Raw genomic sequence first — 25,497 nt, 5'->3', positions numbered from 1 at the left:
TGAGCGCCGGCTGCCCCGGAACACCCGGTCACACGCCGAGGCCGTCCGACTCCCGGGACGGTGCGAGCGGGCGGTCGAGGCCCGCTCCGCGCGAGACCACCTCGACCCGTTCCACCCCGGAATCGACCGACCGCAGCGTGGCCTCCAGGACCCAGTGGGTGACAGGGTTGCCCCGGCTCCACAGGAGGCGTCCCGTCAAGAGGGTGTCACCTCGTACGACCAGGGTGTTGTACCACCGCTGGAACTCCGGCGACAGCCACAGAGCCAGTGGTATCTGACGCTCGGCACCCGCGCGCCGGGTGCTCGGTCCGGCCAGCCTGAGCGCCTCGGTCACAGCGTCGGGCAGGTTGTCCGTCACGGGAACCGCCAGCGCGTTGGCGAAGTGCAGCAGATACTCGTTGCGTTGCGCCGTCGGCGGAGAGCAGAGAACGACTCGGCCACAGTCGTGCCAGGCGCCCCACTTCACGTTGCTGACGAGACCGGGCAGCGTGGCGAGGTCCCGCGGCACATGAAACAGAATGGCGTCGGCCGCGTGCATGGCGGCCTCTTCCCAGGCGACCTGCTGCGCGTAGGGCGGTTCGGACTCGCCCTCGAAGGCTTCGGGCAGGAACACGGCGAGCCGGCCGTCTCCGCCCCACCGCTCGCGCAGCAAGGACTCGGCGTGTGGACGCCAGGAGGGAGTCAGCGGATCGCGGGGGGTGGGGCCGCACAGGTAGATGGACACCGACCAGTGCGCGGGCCAGGGCCGGCCCGCATGGATGACGGTGACATCGCGTGTCATGGATTCTCCTCGGCAGCATCGGTGGGTCCTGGGGGGTCGGCACGTGGGGCGACGACGCCGGGATCGGGGAACTGGTCCTGGACGTACGCAGCCGCGCGTCCTGGCCCGCGCACCGGTCAGCCGAGGCTGTCGGAGGTGCGTACGGCGCTTGCGGCGAGGGCCTGCATGTCGGGGAGATCGAACACGTCGTCCACCGTGAGCTGGAAGCCCTCACCCTCGACCAGAGCGATCAACCGAAGTGCCGCGAGCGAGTTTCCACCCAGATCGAAGAAGTTCTCGGCGGGCCCGATCGGCCGTTTGAAGATCTCCTCCGCCGCCGCCAGGATGGCGGAGAGTGCCGGGTCCGGGTCCCCCGTGCCGGCGTCGAGGTGCGCCAGCGCATGCCGGAACGAGTGCTCGATCAGCGACGCGGGATACTCGTCCATCAGTGCGTGATGGACGAGTACGACCAGCTCGGGGCGTTGTCCGCCCAGGTCCAGGCGGGCCTTCAACAGAACCGGCCCGAAGGGGGCGAAGCCATCGGCGTCGTCGTCATCGCCCACACTCACGAGGGTGGTCTCCTGGGGCAGGTCGTCGTAGTCACGCGGCTCCTGCAGCAGCCGGCCGGGGGTGTCGTGAAAACGCACGCGCAGTGCCGCCGACGAGCGCAGTACGGCCGACCAGGCCTGCTGCACCGCGGACGGGCTCACCGCCGCGCCCGCTTTCCCGAGCCCGGACTCGTCCAAGGCGATACGCACGGACAGTGTGCCGGCGTGGTGGTGCCCGGGCCGGGCCGAGGCGGTCAGTCGGGCCGCCTGATATTCGGTCGCTGCCAGTGTCGGGGCCGGTGCTGGGGTGGAGTTCATCGTGTCTCCTTGTCGCTGAGTAAAGAGCCGATCAGTTGGTGTACGAGGCTCAGGCGTTCATTCCGGGGGAGCGGGGTGATCAGGCGGAGCCACTGGTCCAGGTCCGTGCTCTCGGTGCCGTTCACGGGACGTGCTGCCGAGTCCCGCGGAGGATCGGTGCGGCCGGCCGGACCGGTGGTGTGCGGCCGGCCGCTCTCGGCGAGGTCGGCGAGCAGCCGCCGGTCGACCTTTCCGCCGGCGGTGCAGGGCAACGCCTCGAGGTGATGAACACTCAAGTGGCCTGCTGAGTGGTGCAGCCGACCCCCGCTGTCCACCCGGACGATGTCGCCGGTGCGGTAGACGAGCGCACCGTCCTCGGTGTGCGGATCGGCGACGAAGGCCGAGGCGCTCCGCTGGGGGGCTCCCGTGTAGCCGGCGGCCACACCGTCGCCGCCGACCCACAGTTCGCCGGGCTCGCCGGGGGCCGCCGGAGCGCCGGAGCCGGTCACCACCCGGACGTAGCCGTACGGCAGAGGACGGCCGATCGGGGGGAGCGCGGTGTCGCCCGGTTCGATCCAGCCGGCCGTGGCAACCACCGTCGTCTCGGTCGCGCCGTACATGTTCAGCACCTCGAACGGCGCATCGCCGGGCAGGGCGTGCAGCCGGTCCCCGCCGGTGGAGACACGGGTCAGTCGGCTGCCTGCCGGCTTCGGCACCCGCGCGAGGAGCTCGGCGATCGGGGTGGGCACGAAGGCGTACTCGACGTCGGCCTCGGCGAACCAGGTCGCCAGCCCCTGAGGGTCGGAGCGGACTTCGAAGGGGGCGAAGCAGACCCGGGCTCCGGCGTACAGGGCGGACCAGACCTCGAAGGCGGAGGCACCGCAAGCCGCGTTGGCCGACTGGCCGACGACAGTGGCCGGGCCCAGGCGTAGTTCGCGTACGGCCCAGTCGGCGAGCCGGTCCAGAGCGGGGCGCGGCACCATGACGCCCAGGGGGTCGCCGGTGCTTCTGGAGGTGAACATCACGCAGGCGGGCGCCGCGCTCTCCAGGCCGTGGCCGACGACGGCGCGGGTGGGCCCGGTGTGCAGTCCGGCCGACAGCTCCGCCCAGTCCAGCAGTCGCCGAGGCGGGTGGTCGGGCCTTTCGAGGGCGTCGGCGAGCGTGTCCGGCACACCGGGGAGCCGGACGATCGCCCCACAGCGCGCATGGTCCGCCATGGAGGCGAGCCGCGCGGCCGGCTGTCCGGCCTCCAGCGGAAGATAGGTCCCGCCGGCGTCCAGGACGGCGTAGGCGCAGGCGAAGAAGTTCGGGGACGCCGACCCCAGGAGACCTACGACCTCCCCGGGCCGGCCCACGATGTGCCGGACGGATTCCCCGAGAGCCGTCAGCCGTCCGTAGGTCACCTGGTGCGTGCCGTCGTCGAGAGCCACCGCGTCCGGGTCGGTCGTGGCCCGGGCTCGCACCCGCTGTACCAGCGTGGGCACCGACGGGGTTCGCATCTTGGGCAGCAGCTGGACCCAGGTGCGCAGCCAGTCCAGGGTGTAGGTCCACAGGGCCCACAGAACGTCCCGGTCGACCGCGCCGCCCTGGGCCTCCATCAGCAGTTCGACCCGGGTGTCGTCGCCCGTTCCCGACGTGAGGGCCACCACGTCGACCGGGAATGTGGGAGCCCCGTTGAACACGCCGAGCTGGACACGGGCGGTGGCACCGCCGAGCCGGACCTCGCGGTCGCTCTGCTGGTGCATGCTGAAAGCGGCCCGCACCACGGCACTGTCATCGCGTCCGGCCGTACCGCCGAGGGCCTGGACGATGTCCGGCAGCGGGACCGCGGAGTGGTCCATCGCCTCGCGCAGGGCTCCCTTCGTGCGGCGCAGGGTGGCCTCGGGCAGTTCGCCAGGACGCCGCTCGACCACCACTGGGATGATCGAGACGAACCTTCCTACGGTGTCCTCGTGGCCCGGTGGACGGTTCTCCACGGCACTGCCCAGGACGACGGCGTTCACGCCCTCGTACCGCGTCAGTGCTTGGGAGAAGGCCGTGAACAGCGCCGTGAACAGGGACACCGACGTTCGCCGTGAGGCGTCCCTGACCGCTCGCAGGAGAGCGGCGGGTACGGGCAGGCGCAAGAAGGTGCTTCGGACGGCTCCGGGGGTTTCCGCGCCCGGTATCGGGCCGGTGATCCGCGCGGCTCGGGCAGCGGCCTCGCGGACCTCGGCAGGCTCCGCCGGCGACTGGGCCGAGGCATGGGCGAAGTAGCGCAGATCCGGGGCGGTGTCGCCGTCGGCCAGGCTGTCCAGCAGGGCGACGAAGGACTTGCCGTCGTGGATCATGTGGTGCTCGGTGTGCACGAGCACGCCCCGGCCGTCCGGCAGCCGTACCAGCACCCAGCGCAGCAGCGGGCCCGCGGCGAGGTCGAAAGGACGGTCGGAACCACTGAGCCGGACCAGTTCCTCCGGAGAGACGGCGTCACCCGGCAGGTCCACCACGGTCAGGTCGACCTCGGCGTCCGTGACGTCGGCGGGCGGCACCACCTGCCAGGGGTTGCCGTCGTCGATGACGATCCGGGTGCGCAGGACGGGGTGCCGGCGCAGCAGCCGACGCAGTTCCGCGCGCAGGGCGGACGGGCGGGGCGCCCCGGTGAAGTGGAACAGTGCGTGGAAGACGTACCGGGAGGAGCCGGGGTCCAGGACGGACCGGTACCAGATCACCCGCTGCTGCCAGGTGAGCGGCGCGCGGCCGGTGGGCGGCGCGTCGACCGGGTGCCCCGCGGGCTCGGCGCGGGGGCGGGTGACGAGTTCGTCCAGCAGACGCTGTACGTCGGCGGCGTCGAGGAGTTCATGTGCGCCGAGGGTCAATCCCCGCACGCGGCGCAGGCGGAGGCTGAGCTGCGCGGCTTCCATGGAACTGCCGCCCAGACCCGCGAACGACCTGTCGAGCGGTTCCTGGGGAGCGAGGCCGAGGGCCTGCCGTACGTCGCCGGCCAGGCTCTCCACGACGGAGGTGATCGTCTTGCCCGTCATGTGTCGCTCTCCCCTGTGGGCGCCGATCGGTCCTCACGGAGGTCGGCCTGAGGTGCCGGTCCGGAAACGGACACAGGCGGAACGCCGCCAGGGCCGTCCTGTGCGCTCTGCGCGGTGGCTGTGGAAAGGTGCCGCGGACGCAGGAGGAGCAGTGTCGCGGTCAGGAACACCGGGATGGACGTGAGGGCGACCAGCATGGAGGCGGAGACCCACCGGGCGCAGAGGGCGGAACCAAGGAAGATCATGAGTGACACCGTCTGCGCGCCCAGCCCCGCGACCGAGGAGACCGTCGCCCGGGCCGGGCCGGTGATGGCGTGTTGCAGGCGGGCGCCCATGACGACCTGGAGCATGCGCAGTACCCAGTAGAAGACGGCGATGCCCAGGAACCCGCCGGGGTGGCGGCTGAGCGCGCCCAGTGCCAGGGCCGAGCCGCCGAGGAGAAGCAGACCGGCCAGGGCGCGGTTGCCCGCCTTGGCGAGCCGCCATCCCATGAAACTGCCGAGAGCCATCGCGCCCCAGGGGAGCAGCAGAAGCAGCGGGATGACGGCCGACGGAGCGTTCCCCTCCTTGGCGAGCACGGGAAGGTACTCGTCCACGACACCGAGTCCCGCCAGGACCGAGATCATCAGCAGGCAGGATCGCACCTGGGGTGTGTCGCGTGCTTCGGCCAGACCGGCGCGCAGCAGGAACAGCCAGCCCTTTGCCGGGGAGGTGTCGGTACCGTCCGTGACAGGGGTGTCCGTGGCGGGGATGTCCTGTCGGCGGCGGCCCAGGGCCAGCGCGGTGGGGACCGCGAGCAGGGTGAGCACCGCCGAGATCCAGCCGGCGGCGCTGTAGCCGCCCAACAGCACTACCGGCGAGGCGACCAGCGAGCTGACGGCGATCGAGCAGGCCTGGACGGTCGCCATCCGGCTGCTGACCCGCGTGTACTCCTCGGATCTGCCGTCGGCGGCCAGTCCGTCGTAGAGCAGGGACTGCAGGGTTCCGGAGGTGAGGGCGGTGGAGAGGCCCCATAGGACGAAGCCCGCAGCGAACGAGCCCAGTGAAGGCAGCGCCGTCCACAGGACGAAGCCCGTGCACTGTGCGAGCGCCGCGGACGCCAGGACCCGATGGCGGGGGAAGCGGTCGGCCACCGCTCCGGAAGGAATCTCGAAGAGGAAGGTGGTCACTGTCCACAGGGCGAACAGGAGTGACAGTTCCGAGGTCGAGACCCCGTGCGAAGCCATCAGCAGGGCGTAGACGGCGTGCAGCGGGAGGAGTTCGGTGAGGCCGGTGTACAGGTACACGAAGCCCACGCGGAAGGAACGCGACGATGAGTGCGGCATCTTGACCTAAGGAGGCATAGGAGGATGTTAACAGATGTTGCTCAACTCGCTGACGGATCAGCCCTGTTGAGGAGGACCGGCGAGGGCGGGGACAGTCGCCGCTCCGCCGCTGCCGGCCAGTGACGCCGGCGGAACCGCACGACACCGGGCGCCCCGGCGCACGGCGGCCGGGCGCGCCACCGCAGGGCGATCGCCATTTCTGAGGGACATAGGGACATAGGGGCATAGGGACATGACGTCCGAAACATTACCCGGCCGGTCCCTTGTGAATGCCGAAAACGCGTTTCCGCGGCGATCGGGAGCGCCTCACGCGGCCGAATCCACTGCCTTTTCGGTGGGCCTGCTGATCTGCTCGGTCACGGCCATGGCGGGGATCTCCCATGTCCTTCATGCGGATGAGTGATCTGCCCGTCCCGGGGTTGATTTCGCAGATGTCAAAAGTCTCGGGCGCCGGTCATTCACCATATGGCGAGGTGTTCGACGAAGTCGCTCGGGGGAGCCCGCGGTACGGCGGCCCCGACCTCGCGCAGCAGGTCCGACGGCCGGTCCATCGCCGCCGGCCGGCCCAATCGGCCGGTCGGCGTGAACGGCGAAGTGCCGGTGCGGCAGTCGAGGCCCAGGTGCGACCCGGTGCCCGCCCTGTAGAAGGAAAGCAGTTCGGAGAGGTTTTTCGCTACCCCCTTCGGTGGAGCCATTGTAAGGCGCCTCCACGTGCATCTCGGCGTAATCTCCGAAGAAATTATCGCGTGACCGTATTGCATCGGCAGCATTCCCTTCAGTAGTCTCGGTTCTCATTCCGGGTGCCTTCGCATCCGGCGTGTCATGATTTTTCCGAAGGGAGAATTCACATGCACACCGTGAACGAGGGAGGCCCTTTCGAAGGGCTTCCGCTGCTGTCCGACCAGGCGGACCGCCTGGCGATTCAGGAGTGGGTGGAGCAGCGCGGTCTGGGCGTCGAGGTCCGCATGATCAGCAGGGCGTTCAGGCTCGGCGGACCGCTGCGGTCCGACGCGCTGCACTCGGCGCTGACCGCGCTCGTCGCCCGCCACGAGGCGCTGCGCGTGGCGTTCCCGGAACGTGGCAAAGCCGGGCGCCAGGAGATCCGGCCGGCCCGGTCCTTCGTACCGGACGAGGAGGACCTGCGGGATCTGCCCGAGGCGGAGCGGCTGGACGAGGCGCTGCGCCGGGCCGGTGCGTACCTCAGCCGCAATCCCGACCTCGACGGCGGGCTGCTGTTCAGCGCCGTCGTATACCGGCTCGGCGACGAGGATCACCTGCTCGGCGTCGCCGTCGACCATCTCGTAGCCGATGGCCAGTCGTTCGAGATCCTCGCGAACGAGCTGTGGGAGCTGTACGCCGCGGAGGTGGAGGGCCGGGAGGCGAAGCTGCCCGACCAGCCCTTCACCTACTCCGACTTCGTCCGCTGGGAGGCCGAGTGGCTCGGCCGCGATCCCGAGCCCAGGCAGCTGATCGCTCGCTTCGCCGAACTGCTCGACGGGATCGGGACCAACGCCCCCGTCTTTCTGCCGGAGATGCGGCGCGAGACCAACGACCGCTACGAGGTCGGCACCTTCGACGTCTCGCTGCCTCCGGAGACGTTCCGGCTGCTCACGGAGTACTGCCGGTCCGCCCGGACGACCCCGTTCATCGTGCTGTTCTCCTCGTACCTGTGCGCACTGCACGCCCGCAATGGTCGCGCCGATCTCACGGCGCTCATCCCGGTGACCCGCCGCACCCAGGAGCACCTGCTCAACCTGGTGTGCTTCCTGTCCACCTACGTCACCGTGCGAGTGAAGCTGGACACCTCCGTCTCGTTCCGTCAGCTGACACGCCAGGTGCGTTCGGCGGTCATGGAGAGCCAGCGGTTGGGGCAGGTCCCGGCGCCCGAGGTGACGTCGGCCCTCGCTCCGCACATGCTCGGCAGGCTGCTGGAGCGCCCCTGCACGTTCTTCGACGTGGCACCCGGAGGCTGGACCGGCGGCAGCCGCCGGGCCGCCGGCCTCGCGGTGGAGCCGGCCGAGGTCCCCGGACAGCTGCAGCAGATAGAGAGCCTGGAGCTGTTCGCCTCGGCCGACGAGGAGAGCGTGGACTTCACCGTGCTGTTCCCCGCGGATGTCTTCGGTGAGGCAGGGGTACGGGAACTGGCGCATGTTTTCACCTCCTTGGTGCACAGCTTCCTGAGCTCTCCGGACACCGCGGTCGAGGAACTGCTGCCGTCGGTGGCTCGGGTCGACTGAGCGGGCAGGGTGAGCGGCTCCGCGGCTCAGGCCGGGGAGCCGGACACCCGGATGACACCGAGGGTCTCGCTCCACCGCCGGCCGGTGCTCGTGACGGCCCGGCAGGAGGCCAGTTCGCGCACGGCCTCGTCCCGGGCCGCGTGCCGCGACCGGGAGCAGCAGCACCTCATGGCTTCCGCCTCCACATCGATCCGCGCGGTCACGTCCTCGGTGTACTGGACCTCTCCCAGCGGGACCCGGATCTCGTAGCCGAGCACCAGGGACGGAGGCGGGACGGGCGGCCCGGCCTCCTCGAGACCTCCGCGCCGGACCGGGCGGGCTTGGCGATGGAGCCACCGCACCCGATGACCTCGTCGTCCGGGTGCGGGGCGATCACCAGGACCCGGCTCCTCGGCCGACTGTCGCGCTCGGTCGCGAGTAAGGGGCAGGACATGGTGGTGATCGGTGCCCATTGAGGATGAGTCCTTCGCTGCTGTCGGGGGAGGTGAACGCCCTACCGCTCGGGAGCGTTCCGGCTGCGGCCGGTCCGGGCGGCCACCCAGTGAGCCAGCCGGCGCGGGGTGGGATGGTCGAAAACGGTACTCGTCCGCAGTCCGGGTGTGCTGGGGAGAGTCGCGCGCAGCTCGGTGACCAGACGCATGGCGAGAATCGACTGCCCGCCGCCTTCGAAGAAGTCGGAGTCGGGCCCGAACCCGGGGTCGCCCAGCAGCACTCGGAAACGCTCCAGGACGGCGGCCAGTTGGGCCGGTCCCTCCCCGGGTTCCTGGCCCCGCTCGCGGGACGTGTCGGCATCGGCTGCCGGGGCGGTGGCCTCGGCGGTGGGTCGGGACGCGGCGGCGAGCATGGTGTCGAGGGAGTGGCGGTCGAGCTTGCCGTGTGCGTTCTTCGGCAGCTCAGCCGTCCAGAACAGCCGACGGGGAACGGCCCAGTCGGGCAGCTCCGCGCCGAGAACGGCCAGCAGTTCCTCGCGTCGCTCCCCTGTGACGGGCAGCACACGGTCCCCGGTCACTCCCGGAACGGGTCCGGCCGGGACGAGGCAGGCCGACAAGGTGGTCCGGGTGTTCACGTCGAGGAGGACCACGGCCTGGGCCACCCCGGGGTCCGCCGTGAGCAGTCGTTCCACCGACGCGGGCTCCAGCCGGTGCCCCCGTACCTTGAGCTGGTCGTCCAGGCGGCCCCTGAACTCCAGATTGCCGTCCGGCAGGATCCTGCCGCGGTCCCCGGTGACGTACAGGTGCCGCTCCGGTGAACGGGGATCCGGGACGAACCGCCGAGCGGTCTGTTCCGGATCGCCTATGTAGCCCGACGCCAGTGAGGGGCCCCCGATGCAGATCTCACCGAGTTCGCCGGGCGTGACCGGTAGCCTGTCGGCGCCACGTACGGTGACCTCGGCGTTGGCGAGCGGTGTGCCAATGGGTACTTCCTGGGCGTCCGCGGGCAGCCGGCCGTCGTACATGGTCGAGGTGACGGTGCACTCGGTGAGCCCGTAGACGTGCACCAGGGGAGCGTGTCCGGAGCGCTCCCAGCGGCGCCAGTCGTCGGGATCCATTCGTTCACCTCCGACGAGCACACGCCGCAGTCCAGGTGGTGTCGTCTCGTTCCGGACGTCGAGCCAACGGGCGTACTCGCGCCAGTACTGGGTGGACAATTCCACGATCGTGACACCCATGTCGCTCAGCATGGCGTGCAGTTCCTGCGGGTCCGGCGCAACGCTGTCGGGGCGACAGACCACTGTGCTCCCGGTCATCAATGCCGGGAAGACCTCCTCGATGAGCACGTCGAAGCCCAGGGAGGCCAGCTGCAGCCACCGGTCCCCGGGGCGGAGCGCGAGGCGGTCCGCAGCGGCGAGCGAGAAGCCGTGCAGCGCGTCGCGTCCGATCTCGACCGCTTTGGGGCGACCGGTGGAGCCGGAGGTGAACATCACGTATGCCGCCGGGCCCGGGCATATGCCCCCGGCGGGCACGGGTCCGTCCGGTTCTACGCCGTCCAGTTCCGGGGCCAGGTCGACCCACGGAAGGGGCAACGCGTCCGCCGGCTGTCCGCGTCCGGCCGACAGCACGGCGCTGACCCGGTCCATTCGGGCCGCCCGAGCCGCCTGCGGCAACCCGTCCTCCAGCAGGGCGAAGGCCGCGCCCGCTTCCAGCACACCCAACATGCTCATGACGGCATCGATGGGAGCGTTCACCTGGAGCATCACCTGCCGCCCCGGGGCAGCACCGGCAGCGGCCAGCCGGCCCCCGATCCGCTGTGCGACCGCGGCCAGTTGGCGATAGGTCAGGGTGCGCCGACCGTTGCTGAGGGCGATACGTTCACCGTGGCGCGCCACGACACATCGCCACGACTCAAGCAGTGCGTCGGACTCGGCGACGGGGCCGGGTGCGGTCATCGACGCGGTCCTCCTCCGGCTCGCAGCAGCTGGGAAAGAGACATCAGCCCGTCGGTGAAGTCCTTCTCGCCACCGCCGAAGCCGAGCCGGACGGTGCCCTCACGCCCGAACGCGGTACCGGGTACCAGCAACGTCCCGTCCTGCTCCAGGAGGTCGAGGCAGAACCGCTCCGAGTCCGTGACGCCGGAGAGTTCCAGCAGGCAGCAGACCCCTCCCTGCGGCGGCTTCCAGGTCACCAGCCCTTCGTGTTCCGCGACCCATCGCTCCAGTACGGCGAGGTTGGCACGAGCGCGGTCCCGCCTCGGCTCGACGAGGGCGTCCGCCGAGCGCATCGCCGCCGTGGCGATCGTCTCCACGATCGGGGACAGGAACAGGGTGCTGCGGTCACGCAGGGCGAAACTGCGCTCGATCAGTTCGGGAGGGGCGGTGCACCATCCCACCCGTAGCCCCGGCAGCCCGAAGGCTTTGGAGAGCGTGCCGTAGCTGATGGTGTCCGGATGTTCCAGACCTGGGTCCGGCAGGACCGGGCCGCTCCAGGAGATCTCCGCGGTCGCCGCGTCCCACACCAGGACCGCTCCCACCTCCCGCACCCGGTCGATGAGCCGTCGGTACGCGGCCGGAGTCAGCGTTGTACCGGTGGGATTGTGCGGGAAGTTGACGATGACGGCCCGGGTGTCCGGCGGGATCGCCCGGTCCATGGCCCCGGGGTCGGTTCCGGCAGCGGTGAAGTGGTCCAGAGGCAGGAGGCGCAGCCGGCAGCCGGCCAGTTCGGGATAGTGGACCAGTGCGTGGTACAGCATGTCCGGCAGTACCACGAGGTCACCCGGCTGTAAGAGTGTCGCCAGCGTGAGGGCGATCGCCTCACTCGAGCCATGGGTGACCATGACCCGTTCGGCCCGGCCCGACAGATAACGGTCGGCGATGGCCTGGCGCAGTTCGGGCGATCCCTGAGAGGTGCTGTCGTCGACCAGGAGGTCGTCGAGGTCTGTCGCACCGAGACCGGTCAGCCGACGCATCTCGGCGTACGTATAGGGAAGCACTCCGCTGGAACTGATGTCCCGTTCCGCTCGGTCGAGGTGACGCCGGTACCACTCTTCGAGCACCGGTGGTTTCTCGGACAAGGCTGAGTTGGAATACATTCGAGTCTGCGGCACGACGAAAACCCCGGGGTGTAAGTTTCCGGAAGAATGGGAGGGTGAGGGAATGAGCGAAGGGTGAGTCCGGCACTGGTGGGAGTGAGGCATGCGCCGGATGAATGCGGCATGAAACCGACATGGACCGGACCGAGTCGACCGGATTGATTAGATCCGCATCGGTGCGGCCGGCGCAAGTAACGCGAATACGTGACACAGTGGGCGTCGAACCGCGTCGTGCCTGGTGAGCGGGCTGAACCTGCCCCGTTGGCGAGGCATCGATGCCAACTCCGGGGGAGGGCGATCTCCGTGGAGGTGTGGAGCCGGTCGCATCCGTCGCGTGTGGTGACCGATTGGAATCGCCATGGCGCCGCAGCCGCCATGTGCCTGGGAATCCGGCCGATGCGATTCTCGGCCGGCCGATTTTCGCCATCTCCATCAGCCGGTTCCGCGCACGGGAGCTCACGATGGCCCTTCTCGCCGGCTGGGCGCGCTGACGGTTGTGCGAATCGCCCTGGTCGCGGTCGTTGGTTGCCTCTGGGTCCGCGCCGCGTGTACTCCTCGTCCGTCCGCGCGAGACGGCATTCGCTCGGGTGGCGGGAGCCCGTGTGAAGGCTCGCCGAGGGTGAAGTCCGGTACTGCGCTGGAGGCGCCCGCCCCGCCACGTCCGCCGAGCACCCCGACGGTCAGGGCCGGACGCGCACCGGAACCGGGCGCAGCCTGTGGCCTGGCACTGAGACAGCGCCCGCGGTGGTGGGCCACGAGGGCGTCGACGGGATCACCGCCGAGGAGGCGGTGTTTTCCGTGTTCCGTCCCTTCCTGCCGGTCGCCGTCCCGGCCCGGGAACGCGGCGACCGCTCACTGGTGATGTGCCGGAGTCCGCCTGGGACGCCGGCCGGAGCGGAGGATCCGAGCAGCCTTCGACACCACTGGCACCCGGCGTCAAGTGGCAGCCTGCCGGACGCGCGGTACGTGGCGTCGCCCGCCATGGACTCTCACCTCCACGCGCGGGGTAACCGTCCTTCCGGGCACTGAGGCGGAGGTGGCCCTCCCTCAACGCGGCGGCGCAAGGCAGGAGATGCGGCACACTGTCGAAGGCCTCCGTACGACATTCCCGCTCCCGGCGAAGTGGTCCGCGCACTGGAGCGGTGGGCTGGATGGCGACCGGCACCCGGCGCACCCGGCACGACTGACGCACGGAGACCGGGCTCCTGGCGAAGGTGCCGGATCCGGGCCGGTGCACTGCCGTCCGGGACGAGCTGTCTCCTTTGTTGGTTCAGCCGTTGCAGGCCTCATCGACAGCTGCGGCCCTTTGTTCCCTTTTCCCGTTACGTGTCTTGTCCTCTTGATGTCCGGCAGGTTGATGAGGGGGCGGCCGAGACCCCGCCGGCGGTTTCTCTGTGAGGATTCAACTCGCGAAGAGCGCGCGGAACGCACGACTCGCTTCGTGCGGCCTGCTCGGGTCCCCCTACCTCTACGTGCGAGAGGCGCGGTGTGTACGCCCTCCGTTGAAGGGCGATGACACTCACTCGACGACCAGGAAGACGGTATGCGAATGGGCGAAATCACCGATGGTGCCTGGACGTCGCTCAGCCTGCGGGAACGACAGGTGCTGGCGCATATGGCCAACGGGCTGACGTACTCCGCGATCGCGAAACGCATGCAGATCAGTCGGCATACTGTCGACACCTACTTCCGGCGAATTCGCGCCAAGACCGGCGTGCGCAACCGCATGCAGTTACTCATGTACGCCCTGCGTCTGGACGAGGACACCGAATGGGCGGCGGAAGAACCCCGTCCTCGGCCGGGACGGGCGAGGGACGGCAGTCACGAGAGTGCGCCACGCGAGGAACCTTCGACCCTGCCGCCCAACTCGGCATTCCTCCCGGTGTTCCGCCACCGCGGACCAGCCTTCACTTTGCGGCACGAGGGGCTCTCTTGATGCCACCGCGGTGAGGGCTTCTTTCCCCGAGGGTCGGGAAGTCACTGGCCTTCAGACCGTGATGTCGGTCGGGCTGACGGCTCGTGATTCCTGCCGCAGTCGCGCGTGCACGAGGTATGCGCAGGGTGGTGGCCCGACCGACGAACCCGGCGCCCGTCGGCTCGACCTGGGTCTGGAACCGGTCACGTTGTCCTGGACGGTGGCCATTCTCGGCTTCGTCGGCTGTCTGGCCGTCTCGCAAGGACGTCCGGCCGACGCCATGCCGTGACACGCGGGATCGTCGAGCGGGCCTGCCGTCCCCCGGCAGGCAGGCTGACCAGGAACCGTGTCCCGGGGGTGTGTCCGGGGTCGTGCGTCACTTCGCCGCCGGCGGAGTGGGCGAGGCGTCGAGCCGGCGTCAGCTCCAGGCCGGCTCCGCCGTGCCCGTCGTCGGGGTCGCCGCGTCGACCGGGTTCGAAGAGCTGTCCGGTGAACGCGGCTGGTACACCGGGGGTCCGTCGTCGGTGATCTCCACGCGTACGCCGTCGGGTGCGGAGCAGGCGCGGACGGCGACGCTGGAGCGGGCGTAGCGGCAGGCGTCGGCCAGGAGCGGGCTGACGACGCGTTCGAGGAGGGCGGGCGGAACTCCGGCCACAAGAGGAGGTCCGTCGGCGGTGAGCGTCACGTTGCCCGGCATGTCCAGGGATTCGGTGGGATGGCGCAGTGTGGGCAGCACCTCGGAGGAGCCCGGAGCGGTGAGTGTGCCGCCCCGGGTGTCGTCCAGGAGCGTGTCGCAGAGGGTGCGCATGGACTCGGCGGCATCCGCGATGACCTCGCGGGAAGCGCGGGTCTGGTCGGCTGTGCGGGGACGGGTCCGCCACCGGTCGAGTTCGGCGATGATCCGGCTCAGTGTGTACGCAGCTCGTGCGAGAGTTCCCCGGTGAGCTGCCGCTCGTGGCGCAGCAGGGTGCGGATGCGGTCCAGAATGGCGTCCGGCGACGTACCGAGGCGGGCGAGTTCCGCCGGGTGCCGCGTATGGCCGAACCGTCGGGGGCGAGGTTCATCCGCGTGCCTCCTTGGCCTTCGTCTCCGCCTTCGTGGCCCGGCGCGAGCGGTGCATCCCGGTGCACAGCAGGCTGGCTTCGGAGGCGACCGGAATCGTGGATGCGCGAGGTGCGCCGGCAGACCGGCCTGGTGATCAACTGGCGCTTCTTCAGCCTGGAGGAGGTCAACCGGGTCGAGGGCAAGAAGCACCTGTGGGAGCGTAAGTGGTCCTACGGCTGGTCGATGATGCGGATAGCGGCGTACGTGCGCCGTACCGGTCCGGAGTCGCTGGACACGTGGCTGCCGGCCGCGGGGCAGGCGCTGCACGTGCGGGGCCGACGCCCCCACGACCCCGTCGTGGCCCGGCTCCTGCTGGAGAGCATCGGCGCCGACCCGGCGGTGGTGGACCCGGCCGTCGCCGACGAAACCACCAACGACGAGATCAAGGCCGACCACCAGCGCGTGCTCGACGCCTCGGGACACGGCGTCCCGACGCTGTTCTTCCCCGGCGGGCACTGCGCGTTCGGCCCGGTGCTGATGGACCCGCCCATGGCCGATGCCGCGATCCGGCTGTGGCGGGCGGTGACGGCGTGGGACGAATTCCCCCACCTGTGCGAGCTCCAGCACCCCAAGACCCCGGCCGACGAGGAATACATCACCACGACGATCCGGCCCTACCTCGAAGCACGCGGCTGGGTTAGCTTCGACCGTGGCGAGGTCATCGACTTCGGCGACAGGACCCCCAGCGCGTGCGGACGGAGGCCTTCAAGTGACGACGAAGCACGACCTGACCGAGACGCCGCGCGCGATCCGGGCCGAACCGGACGCCCTCACCGGCGAGCTGACGGCCGATCAGTGGAAGACCTCTGTCCTCCCCGGCTGGGACGTCAAGGACACCCTGGCCCACATCCTCGGTACGGAGAGGATGCTCGAGGGCGGCGTGGACGGGATACAGGACCGCATGGCGCAGGTGGTGGCCTCCGCCGGGGCGGACATCGAGCGCCCGCACGTGCGCAACCCGATCGGCGTGACCAACGAGGCATGGGTCGAGCACCACCGCTCCTGCAGCCCGGACGAACTCCTCCGGCAGTTCCGCACGACGACCGCCGGACGGCTCGCGGCCCTGAAGGCCATGTCCGACGAGGACTTCGCCTCGTCGTCATGGACCCCCGCGGGCCAGGGCACACACGCGTCCTTCATGCGGATCCGGGTCTTCGACTGCTGGATGCACGACCAGGACATCCGGTACGCCGTCGGCCGGCCCGGCAACGACGGGGGACCGGCCGCCGAGGCCTCGCCCGATGAGGCCGTCGGGGCGCTGGGCTTCGTGGCCGGCAAGCGCGGCCGCGCGCCGCAGGGCTCGCTCGTGGCGTTCGAGCTGACGGGTCCGGTCAGGCGCACGCTGTACGTCGAGGTCACTGACCGGGCGAGGGTCGTCACCGCGATCTCCCGCGATCCGGACGTCTCCCTCCGTCTGGAGTCGTCGCTCTTCATGCGGCTGGCCGGCGGAGGGGTCCCCTTCGACGACGTGTCCGACCGGGTCGGCATCGACGGCGACCTCGAACTCGGACGACGCATCGCGGCGACTCCCGCCTTCACGGTCCAGGAGACGGGCATGAGCTCGAGATTCAACGGGACCACCGTCTCGGTACGCGGCGGCACCGGCCCACAGGTCCGGGGCCGCGCCCGGCGATTCGCCGCCGCCGGGCTGACGGTCGTCCTCGGTTCCCGTTCCGCCGACCGTGCCGCCGGGACCGCCGCGGAACCGGGCCCGTCCGCCAGGGGCGCCACCAATGCCGAGGCGGCCGCCGCCGGCGACCTGGTGATCGTCGCCGTACCGTGGAACGGCCACCGCGAACTCCTCGTGTCGCTGCGGGACGAACTCGCCGGCAAGGTCGTCGTGGACTGCGTGAACCCCCTGGGCTTCGACGCGCAGGGCGCCTTCGCCCGGCCGGTGGCCGAGGGCTCCGCCGCACAACAGGCGGCCGGCGTCCTGCCGAACTCGACGGTCGTCGCCGCGTTCCACCACGTGTCCGCAGTGCTGCTGGAGGACCCCGCCGTCACGTCGGTCGACACCGACGTCCTTGTCCTCGGTGACGTGCGCGAGGCGACCGATCTGGTCCAGGACCTCGCGTCCCTCATCCCGGGCGTCCGCGGCGTGTACGGCGGCCGGCTGCGCAACGCCCACCAGGTGGAGGCGCTGACCGCGAACCCCATCTCGATGAACCGGCGCCACAAGTCCCACGCGGGAGTCCGGCTCACCGACGTGTGACCGCGGCCGTCCCTCGACCGCGTTCCTACCGTGCCCAGGAGGCAAATGTGATTGTCGGCGTACTCCGAGAGGCCCGACCCGGCGAAACCCGGGTCGCCGCGACGCCCGGCACCGTCGCGCGCCTGCTGAAACTCGGCTACGAGGTGGTCGTCGCTCCCGGGGCCGGAGAGCGGTCGGGGTTCGCGGACGCGGCCTACGCCGAGGCGGGAGCCACGATCCAGGACGCCGGAACACTCGGCGACATCGTGCTCGGCGTCAACGCCCCCTCGAAGGAACAGCTCTCACGGCTCAGGACGGGCGCGACGCTGATCGCGATGCTCTCGCCGCGGCTGGACGGGGCGCTCGTCGACCACCTCGCCACGCTGCCGGTCACCGCACTGGCGATGGACGCCGTCCCGCGGATCTCCCGGGCGCAGTCGCTGGACGTCCTCTCCAGCATGGCCAACATCGCGGGCTACCGGGCGGTGATGGAAGCCGCCCACGTCTTCGGACGGTTCTTCACCGGACAGGTCACCGCGGCGGGCAAGGTCCCGCCCGCCAAGGTCCTCGTGGCCGGCGCCGGCGTCGCGGGACTGGCCGCGATCGGGGTGGCCGGCTCCCTGGGCGCGATCGTCCGGGCGACCGATCCGCGCCCGGAAGTGGCCGACCAGGTGCGGTCGCTGGGCGGGGAGTACCTCCCGGTCCAGGCACCCTCCACCGACTCCGGAGCCGGCACCGGCTACGCGACCGAGATGGCCGCGGACTACCAGGCACTGGAGGCGAAGCTCTACGCGGAGCAGGCCGCGGACGTCGACATCGTCGTGACCACCGCGCTGATCCCGGGGCGTCCCGCGCCCCGGCTCGTCACCGCGGAGATGGTCGCGTCGATGAAGCCCGGCTCGGTGATCGTCGACATGGCCGCCGCCAACGGCGGGAACGTCGAGGGCACCGTCGCCGGCCAGGTCGTGACCACCGCCAACGGTGTCACGATCATCGGCTACACCGACCTCGCCGGCCGGCTGCCGGCGCAGGCCTCGCAGCTCTACGGCACCAACCTGGTCAACCTGCTCACGCTGATGACCCCGGGCAAGGACGGCCGGCTGGTCCTGGACCTCGACGACGTCGTGATCCGCTCGATCACCGTGACGCGCGCCCTGGACAGTGGCACCGACCTGTTGTGGCCGCCACCGCCGGTACAGGTCTCGGCGGCCCCCGCGGCGGCGCCGAGGGCGGCCGCCGCGCCTGCCGCGACCGCCGAGGCGAAGGCGCCACCGACGCCGCGGCAGGAACTGACGCGGCGCGTGGCCCCGGTCGGGACCGGCGCCGTACTGCTGTTCCTGCTCGCCGGGTTCGCGCCGTCCGCACTGCTCGGCCACCTGACGGTGTTCGCGCTGGCGATCGTGATCGGCTACTACGTGATCGGGCACGTGCATCACGCGCTGCACACCCCGCTGATGTCGGTGACCAACGCGATCAGCGGAATCATCGTCGTCGGGGCACTGCTCCAGCTCGGTCACGGCGACACCGTGGTCACTGTCCTGTCGGCCGCCGCGGTCCTGCTGGCGTCGATCAACATCTTCGGTGGCTTCGCGGTGACCCGCCGCATGCTCGCCATGTTCACGAGAGGCTGACCCGTGTCCGTCGCAACCGCCGCGTCCGCGGCGTACATCGTCGCCGCCCTGCTCTTCATCCTGGCACTGGCCGGACTGTCCAGGCACCAGACCGCCAGGGTCGGCAACCTCTTCGGAATGGCCGGCATGGCCGTCGCGCTGGCCGCCACGGTGGTGCTCGCCATCGACGACGGGCTCAGCACCGGACACGTCGTACTGCTGCTCGCCGCGATGGCCGTCGGCAGTGGGATCGGGCTCCACCGTGCCCGCGTGGTCGAGATGACCGGGATGCCCGAACTGATCGCGCTGCTGCACTCCTTCGTCGGGCTCGCGGCCGTACTGGTCGGCTGGAACGGCTACTTCGACGTCGAGCACGACCCCAGCGGCACCGAGGCGCTGTCGCTCAGGATGCGCGACCTCGCCGGGATCCACTCCGCCGAGGTGTTCATCGGCGTCTTCATCGGCGCCGTGACGTTCACCGGTTCGGTCGTCGCCTTCCTCAAGCTGTCGGCGCGGATCAGGTCCAGTCCGCTGGTGCTGCCGGGCAAGAACGCCATCAACCTCGGAGCCCTCGGCGTCTTCGCGGTGCTGACGGTGTGGTTCGTGATCAGCCCGGCGCTGTGGCTGCTGGTGCTCGTCACCGTCGTCGCGCTGGCCCTGGGGCTGCACCTGGTCGCGTCCATCGGCGGCGGGGACATGCCGGTCGTGGTCTCTATGCTGAACAGCTACTCCGGCTGGGCCGCCGCCGCGTCCGGGTTCCTGCTCGAGAACGACCTGCTGATCATCACGGGTGCGCTGGTCGGCTCCTCGGGTGCCTATCTGTCCTATGTTATGTGCAAGGCGATGAACCGCTCCTTCCTCTCCGTCATCGCCGGGGGCTTCGGCATCGAGGCGTCCGCGGCCGCGGCCGCGGACCTCGGCGAACACCGTGAGACCGACGCCGCCGCCACCGCCGAACTGCTGGCGGACGCCGACTCGGTGATCATCGCGCCCGGCTACGGCATGGCCGTCGCCCAGGCCCAGCACGGCGTCGCCGAGCTGACCCGCCGGCTCCGCTCGCGCGGCACCGAGGTCCGCTTCGCCATCCACCCGGTCGCGGGCCGGCTGCCCGGCCACATGAACGTCCTGCTGGCCGAGGCCAAGGTGCCCTACGACATCGTCCTCGAACTCGACGAGATCAACGGCGACTTCACCGGAACCTCCGTCGTGCTCGTCATCGGCGCCAACGACACCGTCAACCCGGCGGCCGCCGAAGACCCGGCCAGCCCCATCGCCGGCATGCCGGTGCTGCACGTGTGGGCGGCCGACCAGGTCGTCGTCTTCAAGCGGTCGATGGCCTCGGGATACGCCGGCGTACCGAACCCGCTCTTCCACCGCGACAACACCTCGATGCTGTTCGGGGACGCCAAGCAGCGCGTCGAGGACATACTGCGCGAACTCGCCTCCCTCGCACCGCGCGTCAGGAGCTGAGACCTCACGGGGATACGACCGTGGCCCGGCCGAGGTGCGGCCGGGCCACGGTCATGGCGTGGCCGAGGCGCCTGCACGAGGCCCTCGGCGCCTTCGGCCGCGTCCCCGTCGGCGGCATCCGACGTCATCGCGCGGCAGTTCCGAAGCGGCCCTCGACTACGGGACGCGAGGCATCCGGGTCAACGTGGTGAGCCCCGGAACCATCGACACCCCCATGGTGCGTAAGTCGCTCGGTGCCGAGCACGACGCGCACGGTTCGCCGAGATGCGTGAGGAGCGGGTCCGGACCCACATGGCGGGTATGCGGCGGATGGGCGCGCCGGAAGAGGTCGCCGCGGCCGTCCTCATGCGCTCCGCCGACGACGCTTCGTTCATCAGCGGCGCCACCCTCTATGTGGACGGCGGCGCCACCTCGGCGCTGATCTGACGTGGGCTCACCGCGGGGCGGAGGGCACCGGGCCGCCCAGCACGCGGCGCATCCCCCGGAAGCCGTGCCCTGCCACCACGAACGTGTCTCCGTCCTCGACCGCCGCCCGGGCCGGCCGGCCGTGGGAAGACGGCACCGTCGTGGACGAGGAGGCGGGTGATGCAGACGGTGTCGAGTATGCCCACGTCCAGCCGGCTCGCGCGCCGGACGAGCGTGTGCTGGATCTCGAGGCCGGTGCAGTCGCCGGCGAAAGCGGTGCGGCGGTACTTGTGCGCGCCGAAGCAGCGCTGCGAGATGCGGCCGTCCCCCTCGCGGGCGAAGGGCATGCCGAAGCGCTCCAGGTCGTCGATGCCCAACGCCGCGCCCTGGGTGACGGTCTCCGCGGTCGGGTGCTCCGGGCGGGTGCCCGGCGGGGCCCGGGGAGGCCCACGTGTCACCACGTCGACATCAAGGACCGGGCGCGTGTCACGGAACGCCCGGTGAACCGCATCTCTGACCGGTGGTGAGCGAGCCGTGTCACGGAACAACCGCGCGTCCGGTCAGAGACGTGGCAGGTCCTTGGACCAGGAAAGGTGCACACCGTGTCGACCAGGAGCCCAGCGCACGACCACTTCCTTCATGGACGCGGACACGGATACGGGCGCGGACACGGATACGGGCGCGGACACGGATACGGGCGCGGGCACGGATGCGGACAGGGACACGGTGACGCGGCTCCGCGTCCCGCCGTCTGACCCGCGGCATGCTCACTCCCGTCGATGTCGTGCACGTCATGCTGACGGTGCTCTTCGCCCTCGCCGCAGTGCAGGCGCTGTGGCACTGCGTCCGGTGGCCGAAGGCCGGACGCCGTGACCGGGTGGACCACCTCCTGCACTCCGCCATGTCCGTGACCATGGCGGCCATGCCCTGGAGCCTCGGCCGACCGCTGTCCGGCCGGGTCGCGACGGTTGTTCTCATGCTCGCCGCACTGTGGTTCCCGCTGACCGCCCTCCGCCATCACTCGGCGAACAGAGTGACGGACATCGTCGGCCGGCTGCCGCACGCAGTCGGCATGGTCGCGATGGCCTGGATGTCGCGCACGCACCACGGCGCGGGGATGCCGCCCCACGAGACCTTGGCGGCAGCCCCGGCCGCGCACGGCACCACGACTCCCGGCCACGCCACCGGGGTACCGGTGCCGGCCGCCTGGGTCACCGGGCTGCTGACGGTGTACCTCCTGGCCTGCGCCATACGGTCCTTGACCCGCCCCATGCCCTCACTGCGGTCCGCCCCGGACGCCGCACGCCGCGCCGCCGCCACGAATCCCTACGGTCACGTCCGCGACGGAGCGACGGCGCTGGGGACGGCCCTGATGCTGCTCGTGCCTCACTGACCGACTGCCACAGCGACTGTCGCAGGGGCCGACGAAAGCGTTGCCGGGCATCGAAAGTTCTGCCGCGCATCAAAAGCGGTTCACGAATCGTGCCGGAACAGTACAGCCGTGGACGAGTCGGTTCTGCGGCGCCATCGGACCCAGCGAGCTCGAGCTTCGGCGACGCGGAAATGAAGGGTGAAGAGAGGGGCAACGACAGCCGGCCGGCCGAGCCGGGGCAGGAGCGGACGGGGGAGAGGCTCGGCTGAACTGGGTGTTCGGGTTCCTGCTGCTCGTCCTGGCCATGTTCGGCGGCCTGACCGGTTACGACCTGCCCGACGACCTGCTGTCCGGAACCGGTCCGCAGGTCGTGAACGGCACGATCCTCCCGATCCCGATCCCGATCCCGATCCCGATCGTCGGGACGTACGTGTCCTTCTTCCTCTTCGGCGGCGAGTTCCCGGGCGAGGACCTGGTCGCCCGTTTCGACACCCTCCACATCCTGATCGTCCCCGCGCTGGTGATCGCTTCGCTCGTCGGCCACCTGACCCTGGCCGTACGCCACCGGCACGCTCAATATCCCGGGCCGGGCCGTACCCGAACCAACGTCGTCGGTGATCCCGTTCCGGGTGTACGCCGTCAAGGCCGTCGGCTACGCGCGCCACCAGGCGGTCCGGCAGAGCCGACTTCCTGATGCCGACGTCACCGCGCGGCACCAGTAAGGCGCTGTGCCCCGCCTCCAGCCGCGAGGCCGTCCGCCGGGCGCAGCACACTCGCGACGCCGGTCACGCAACCGCGCCGGCTCGTTGCCACTCATGCCGACCTCTGCACGCGGGGGAGCACAACAACCCCACGAGCGGCTCGGCCCGGGGTCGGACACGTCGAGGACCTCGAACAGTCCCTCGGCCGGTCACTCGTCCGAGCCGGTGCAGCGGTCGGCGTGCCGGGTCAGCCGAACGCCGCGGTGGCCGCGTCGATGAGGCGGTCGGCCGCCGCGTCGGTACGGGCGACGTCATGGGTCACCAGGCGGTCCTGGCACAGACCGCGCAGGCCGGAGACGAGCAGTGTGGCCGCGGCCCGGGCCTGCTCCGGCGGGTGGCCCAGCCGGACGCAGGCGGCGGCGATCGGGCCGATCATGACCTCGACGGTGTCGGAGGCCAGCGCGCCGTACTGCTCCGGGTCGGTGGCGGCCAGGCTCAGCAGCTGCAGCAGCATGCGGACCGGTCCGGCCTGTTCCCCCACTGTCATCGCCTCCCACAGCGCGTGGGCGGCCCGGCGCAGGGCCACCTCGTCGTGGACGTCGTCGAACATCGCCTGCGCGTCGGGCCGGTTGGCGAGCAGCGCCTGCGCCAGCAGGTTCTCGCGACTGCCGAAGTAGTACAGAAGCATTCGCTTGGTGGTGCCGAGGGATTCGGCGAGCGGACTCAGCGACATCTGGGCGAGCCCATGACGTTGCAGATGCGTCACGACCTGCCGCAGCAACGCGGCGCGCTTTTCGACATTGACCGGACGAGCCATGACTTTGACTGTACCGGTCGGTACGCATAGAGTCCGCGAAGTATTGTTGTGCCGATCGGTACATTAACCAGGCGAGCACACCGGGGACGGTCGCGTGCGAAGGACGAAGGGGTCTCATGGAGCGGGCTGCACCACGCAGGGCGGTCACGGAGCGCGGAGCCACAGGGCGTGTACCGGTCGTTCACCGGCCAGGATGTGGTCGCGCACGGGCGCTCGGCGTGCGGGGGGCGGTCCTGTGAGACACCGTGAGGTGCGCGCCGACGGCACGTCCCTGCTCAGGACGCTGGCCGAAACCCTGATGTTCCCGACGATCCTTTTCCTCGGCCTCCTGTTCTGCTTCACGTCGGCCTTCCACGCGCCCCGGCCGCACGACGCCAGGGTCGTGGTCGCCCACCCCGGGACGGAACGCGTGATCGGCGGCGCCCTGCGGAAGGCGCATCCCGGCGGGTTCGACGTCACGGCCGTGGCGAACGCGGGGGAGGCCCGCAGGGCGGTGCTCCGGCGGGACGCCGTGGCGGGCTACGCCGCCGAGAGCGGGCACCCCGTGCTGTACGTGGCTCAGGCCAACGGGACATCGCTGGAACAGGCGCTGGCCCAGGACTTCACCGAGCTGGCGGCGCGCGACCACCACAAGCTCACGATCACTGACGTGGCACCCACAGTGAGCAAGGATCGCAACGGCACCACCCTGGTCTACCTCGGCGTCGCCTGGAGCGTCCCCGGCTACATCCTCGCCACCACCCTGCTGCGGGTGGTGACCTTCGACCGCCGCCGGAAGGTGATCACGATCGCGGGCGTCGCCGCGTTCTTCGGCGCGGTGGGCTATCTCGTCGGCAGATGGCTGGACTACCTCCCCGACGACCCCTCGGCGATGGCGATCGGTTTCCTGCTCACCATGGCGGTCGGCACATTCTCCGCCGGTGTCGCGCCTTTCACGCGGAAGTTCTTCCCCCTCGTGGGGATGGGTCTGTTCATCGTGCTGAGCGTCCCCACCAGTGGAGTGGCTCCCGTCCCACTGCTGCCGACGTTCTTCCAGGACCTGCACGCCGTGATGCCGTTGGGCAACGCGGTGGACGCCCTCAGAGGGCTGCTGTACTTCGACGGCGCGGAAGTGCTCAGACCGGTCCTCGTGCTCTGCGCGTGGATCGCCGCGGGTGTAACCCTGCTGGCACTCGACGCGTGGCGGCATCGGCGCGAGCACCTCACGGAGAACGCGGAGGAGGAGCAGCAGGACGTTCCGGAGCCCCCGGCCGAGGATCCGTCCGTGGAGATTCCCGCACCGACCGCGCTTCCGGTCCGCCCTCACCACCACTTCGGCGAGCCGCTGCCCATGCTGGAGGGCACCGTCCGTGACGACGAGCGGCAACCCGTCCGTCATGCCGTCGTCACCGTCATGGACGGCCGCGGCCGGCAGCTGGTGCGGACCACGACGAACACGCAGGGGGAATACGCCGTGACCGGCCTGCCCGAGGGGCACCTCATGCTCGTCGTCTCCCACCCCGGCCGCCACCCCGTGGTGCACCAGAAGCTGATGCAGCCCGGCGCGGCCGTCCGGGCCGATTTCACCCTGCACGGCCACACCCCCTGGGCGTCCTTCCAGGCGCTGTCGCAGCACTGACCGTACGGAGGCCGGGCGTCGTGCACGCGGGCCCCGGTGTCACGGACCGGGAGCCTGCCCGGTCAGGTCTTCGGCCGCACGGGCCCAAGAAAGGACGACGGACCATGACACTTCACAACGGTGACGCTCTCCCCGCTCCTCAACAGGGCCTGCTTCTCACACACTTCCTGACGGTGCGCGACGTCGCGGTGTCCCGGCGCTTCTACGCCGACGTCTTCGGCGGCGAGGTCGTGATGGAGGAGAACCCGGCGATCGTCAAGGTCGCCAACACCTGGATCATCATGAACCCCGGCGGCGGTCCCACCCCCGACAAGCCTGGCGTCACACTCGAGGCCCCGCGAAGTGGTGAGCGTGTCTCCGGATTCCTCAATGTGCGAGTGGCCGACATCGCCGCCTTCTGCGCGCATGCCGCCGCGAACGGTGCCGACTTCCTCACCGGACCCGTCGACCGGGGCTCCGAGCTGCGCTGCTACTTCCGCGACCCCGACGGCTACCTCATCGAGGTGGGCCAGTCCACCGGTCTGCTCGCCGGGGTTCATGCGACCACGCCCGAAGAGTCCAGGATCTCCTGACCTGGTCAGT

At 70.5% G+C, this 25,497-nt stretch carries 19 protein-coding genes and 6 pseudogenes; 13 read left to right on the top strand and 12 right to left on the bottom strand.

All coding sequences use genetic code 11. The features are described 5' to 3' along the window. Nucleotides 1-28: 28 nt before the first annotated feature. From QFZ64_RS03540 to QFZ64_RS03520, 5 genes are all read right to left on the bottom strand, one after another. The gene (locus QFZ64_RS03540) at nt 29-781 is read right to left on the bottom strand and encodes a nucleoside 2-deoxyribosyltransferase domain-containing protein (RefSeq protein ID WP_307062194.1); all 753 of its coding nucleotides are present in this window, start codon (nt 779-781) and stop codon (nt 29-31) included. Nucleotides 782-897: 116 nt separating this feature from the next. Beyond that, the gene (locus QFZ64_RS03535; RefSeq protein ID WP_307062191.1) at nt 898-1,626 is read right to left on the bottom strand and encodes a phosphopantetheine-binding protein; all 729 of its coding nucleotides are present in this window, start codon (nt 1,624-1,626) and stop codon (nt 898-900) included. After that, nucleotides 1,623-4,625 carry an AMP-binding protein gene (locus QFZ64_RS03530; protein ID WP_307062189.1) on the bottom strand — a complete coding sequence of 1,001 codons (3,003 nt, stop codon included), beginning with the start codon at nt 4,623-4,625 and terminating at the stop codon, nt 1,623-1,625. Before QFZ64_RS03530 ends, QFZ64_RS03535 begins: the two co-directional genes overlap by 4 nt. Beyond that, on the bottom strand, nt 4,622-5,950 hold the full coding sequence (locus tag QFZ64_RS03525; protein ID WP_307062187.1) for an MFS transporter: 1,329 nt from the start codon (nt 5,948-5,950) through the stop codon (nt 4,622-4,624). The genes QFZ64_RS03530 and QFZ64_RS03525 overlap by 4 nt, the downstream gene beginning before the upstream one ends. 458 nt (nt 5,951-6,408) lie before the next feature. After that, on the bottom strand, nt 6,409-6,645 hold the full coding sequence (locus QFZ64_RS03520) for a hypothetical protein (protein WP_307062185.1): 237 nt from the start codon (nt 6,643-6,645) through the stop codon (nt 6,409-6,411). Nucleotides 6,646-6,798: 153 nt separating this feature from the next. Here QFZ64_RS03520 and QFZ64_RS03515 point away from each other — a divergent pair, with 153 nt between their 5' ends. Continuing rightward, on the top strand, nt 6,799-8,187 hold the full coding sequence (locus QFZ64_RS03515; RefSeq protein ID WP_307062183.1) for a condensation domain-containing protein: 1,389 nt from the start codon (nt 6,799-6,801) through the stop codon (nt 8,185-8,187). Between the two features lie 26 nt (nt 8,188-8,213). Here QFZ64_RS03515 and QFZ64_RS35285 read toward each other — a convergent pair whose 3' ends face one another. The 4 genes from QFZ64_RS35285 to vioD all read right to left on the bottom strand — a co-directional run bounded on the left by QFZ64_RS35285 (nt 8,214) and on the right by vioD (nt 11,676). Continuing rightward, on the bottom strand, nt 8,214-8,390 hold the full coding sequence (locus tag QFZ64_RS35285) for a hypothetical protein (RefSeq protein WP_373430540.1): 177 nt from the start codon (nt 8,388-8,390) through the stop codon (nt 8,214-8,216). Continuing rightward, nucleotides 8,387-8,563, bottom strand: a complete 177-nt coding sequence (locus QFZ64_RS35280) for a PIG-L deacetylase family protein (RefSeq protein ID WP_373430721.1) — start codon at nt 8,561-8,563, stop codon at nt 8,387-8,389. Before QFZ64_RS35280 ends, QFZ64_RS35285 begins: the two co-directional genes overlap by 4 nt. A gap of 117 nt (nt 8,564-8,680) precedes the next feature. Beyond that, nucleotides 8,681-10,573 carry an amino acid adenylation domain-containing protein gene (locus QFZ64_RS03505; protein WP_307062179.1) on the bottom strand — a complete coding sequence of 631 codons (1,893 nt, stop codon included), beginning with the start codon at nt 10,571-10,573 and terminating at the stop codon, nt 8,681-8,683. Continuing rightward, entirely contained in the window at nt 10,570-11,676 is a 1,107-nt protein-coding gene (gene vioD, locus QFZ64_RS03500) for a capreomycidine synthase (protein ID WP_307062177.1), read from the bottom strand. Before vioD ends, QFZ64_RS03505 begins: the two co-directional genes overlap by 4 nt. A gap of 1,585 nt (nt 11,677-13,261) precedes the next feature. Here vioD and QFZ64_RS03495 point away from each other — a divergent pair. Beyond that, entirely contained in the window at nt 13,262-13,648 is a 387-nt protein-coding gene (locus QFZ64_RS03495; protein ID WP_307062175.1) for a response regulator transcription factor, read from the top strand. A 299-nt stretch (nt 13,649-13,947) separates the two neighbouring features. Here the strand turns inward: QFZ64_RS03495 and QFZ64_RS03490 are convergent. Continuing rightward, nucleotides 13,948-14,674 (bottom strand): annotated as a pseudogene (locus QFZ64_RS03490) (sensor histidine kinase); the annotation flags it as partial. Here QFZ64_RS03490 and QFZ64_RS35275 point away from each other — a divergent pair. From QFZ64_RS35275 to QFZ64_RS03465, 7 genes and pseudogenes are all read left to right on the top strand, one after another. Beyond that, nucleotides 14,663-15,283, top strand: a pseudogene (locus QFZ64_RS35275) (hypothetical protein); the annotation flags it as partial. The pseudogenes QFZ64_RS03490 and QFZ64_RS35275 overlap by 12 nt on opposite strands. 97 nt (nt 15,284-15,380) lie before the next feature. After that, nucleotides 15,381-16,166: pseudogene (locus QFZ64_RS03485) on the top strand (maleylpyruvate isomerase family mycothiol-dependent enzyme); the annotation flags it as partial. A 120-nt stretch (nt 16,167-16,286) separates the two neighbouring features. Continuing rightward, the gene (gene npdG / locus QFZ64_RS03480; protein ID WP_307071554.1) at nt 16,287-16,943 is read left to right on the top strand and encodes an NADPH-dependent F420 reductase; all 657 of its coding nucleotides are present in this window, start codon (nt 16,287-16,289) and stop codon (nt 16,941-16,943) included. A gap of 47 nt (nt 16,944-16,990) precedes the next feature. After that, nucleotides 16,991-18,553 carry a Re/Si-specific NAD(P)(+) transhydrogenase subunit alpha gene (locus QFZ64_RS03475; protein WP_307062173.1) on the top strand — a complete coding sequence of 521 codons (1,563 nt, stop codon included), beginning with the start codon at nt 16,991-16,993 and terminating at the stop codon, nt 18,551-18,553. Nucleotides 18,554-18,556: 3 nt separating this feature from the next. Continuing rightward, nucleotides 18,557-20,002, top strand: coding sequence for a Re/Si-specific NAD(P)(+) transhydrogenase subunit beta (gene pntB / locus QFZ64_RS03470; protein WP_307062172.1), 1,446 nt, complete (start codon nt 18,557-18,559; stop codon nt 20,000-20,002). Between the two features lie 34 nt (nt 20,003-20,036). Further along, nucleotides 20,037-20,225 (top strand): annotated as a pseudogene (locus tag QFZ64_RS35270) (SDR family oxidoreductase); the annotation flags it as partial. A 41-nt stretch (nt 20,226-20,266) separates the two neighbouring features. After that, nucleotides 20,267-20,428 (top strand): SDR family oxidoreductase, encoded by a 162-nt coding sequence (locus QFZ64_RS03465; RefSeq protein ID WP_307062170.1) that lies wholly within the window; start codon nt 20,267-20,269, stop codon nt 20,426-20,428. Nucleotides 20,429-20,553: 125 nt separating this feature from the next. Here QFZ64_RS03465 and QFZ64_RS03460 read toward each other — a convergent pair. Beyond that, nucleotides 20,554-20,955: pseudogene (locus QFZ64_RS03460) on the bottom strand (FAD-binding protein); the annotation flags it as partial. Nucleotides 20,956-21,170: 215 nt separating this feature from the next. Between QFZ64_RS03460 and QFZ64_RS03455 the strand changes: the two are divergent. Together QFZ64_RS03455 and QFZ64_RS03450 are read left to right on the top strand one after the other, a co-directional pair. Continuing rightward, complete coding sequence (locus QFZ64_RS03455) at nt 21,171-21,800, top strand: DUF5134 domain-containing protein (protein WP_307062168.1); 630 nt, start codon at nt 21,171-21,173, stop codon at nt 21,798-21,800. A gap of 241 nt (nt 21,801-22,041) precedes the next feature. Then, nucleotides 22,042-22,435: pseudogene (locus QFZ64_RS03450) on the top strand (cytochrome b N-terminal domain-containing protein); the annotation flags it as partial. A 292-nt stretch (nt 22,436-22,727) separates the two neighbouring features. Here the strand turns inward: QFZ64_RS03450 and QFZ64_RS03445 are convergent. Beyond that, nucleotides 22,728-23,297, bottom strand: coding sequence for a TetR/AcrR family transcriptional regulator (locus QFZ64_RS03445; protein ID WP_307062166.1), 570 nt, complete (start codon nt 23,295-23,297; stop codon nt 22,728-22,730). Nucleotides 23,298-23,532: 235 nt separating this feature from the next. On the opposite strand from QFZ64_RS03445, the gene QFZ64_RS03440 reads away from it, so the two are divergent. Both QFZ64_RS03440 and QFZ64_RS03435 read left to right on the top strand, forming a co-directional pair. Beyond that, nucleotides 23,533-24,915: a carboxypeptidase regulatory-like domain-containing protein gene (locus QFZ64_RS03440; protein WP_307062164.1), complete on the top strand. Its 1,383-nt coding sequence runs from the start codon at nt 23,533-23,535 to the stop codon at nt 24,913-24,915. Between the two features lie 104 nt (nt 24,916-25,019). Further along, nucleotides 25,020-25,487 carry a VOC family protein gene (locus QFZ64_RS03435; protein WP_307062162.1) on the top strand — a complete coding sequence of 156 codons (468 nt, stop codon included), beginning with the start codon at nt 25,020-25,022 and terminating at the stop codon, nt 25,485-25,487. Nucleotides 25,488-25,497 lie beyond the last annotated feature (10 nt).

It is taken from the genome of Streptomyces sp. B3I8 (assembly GCF_030816915.1).
Lineage (GTDB): Bacteria > Actinomycetota > Actinomycetes > Streptomycetales > Streptomycetaceae > Streptomyces.
The sequence above is the reverse complement of the archived record's forward strand: the minus strand, read 5'-3'. Positions and strand labels throughout refer to the sequence as shown.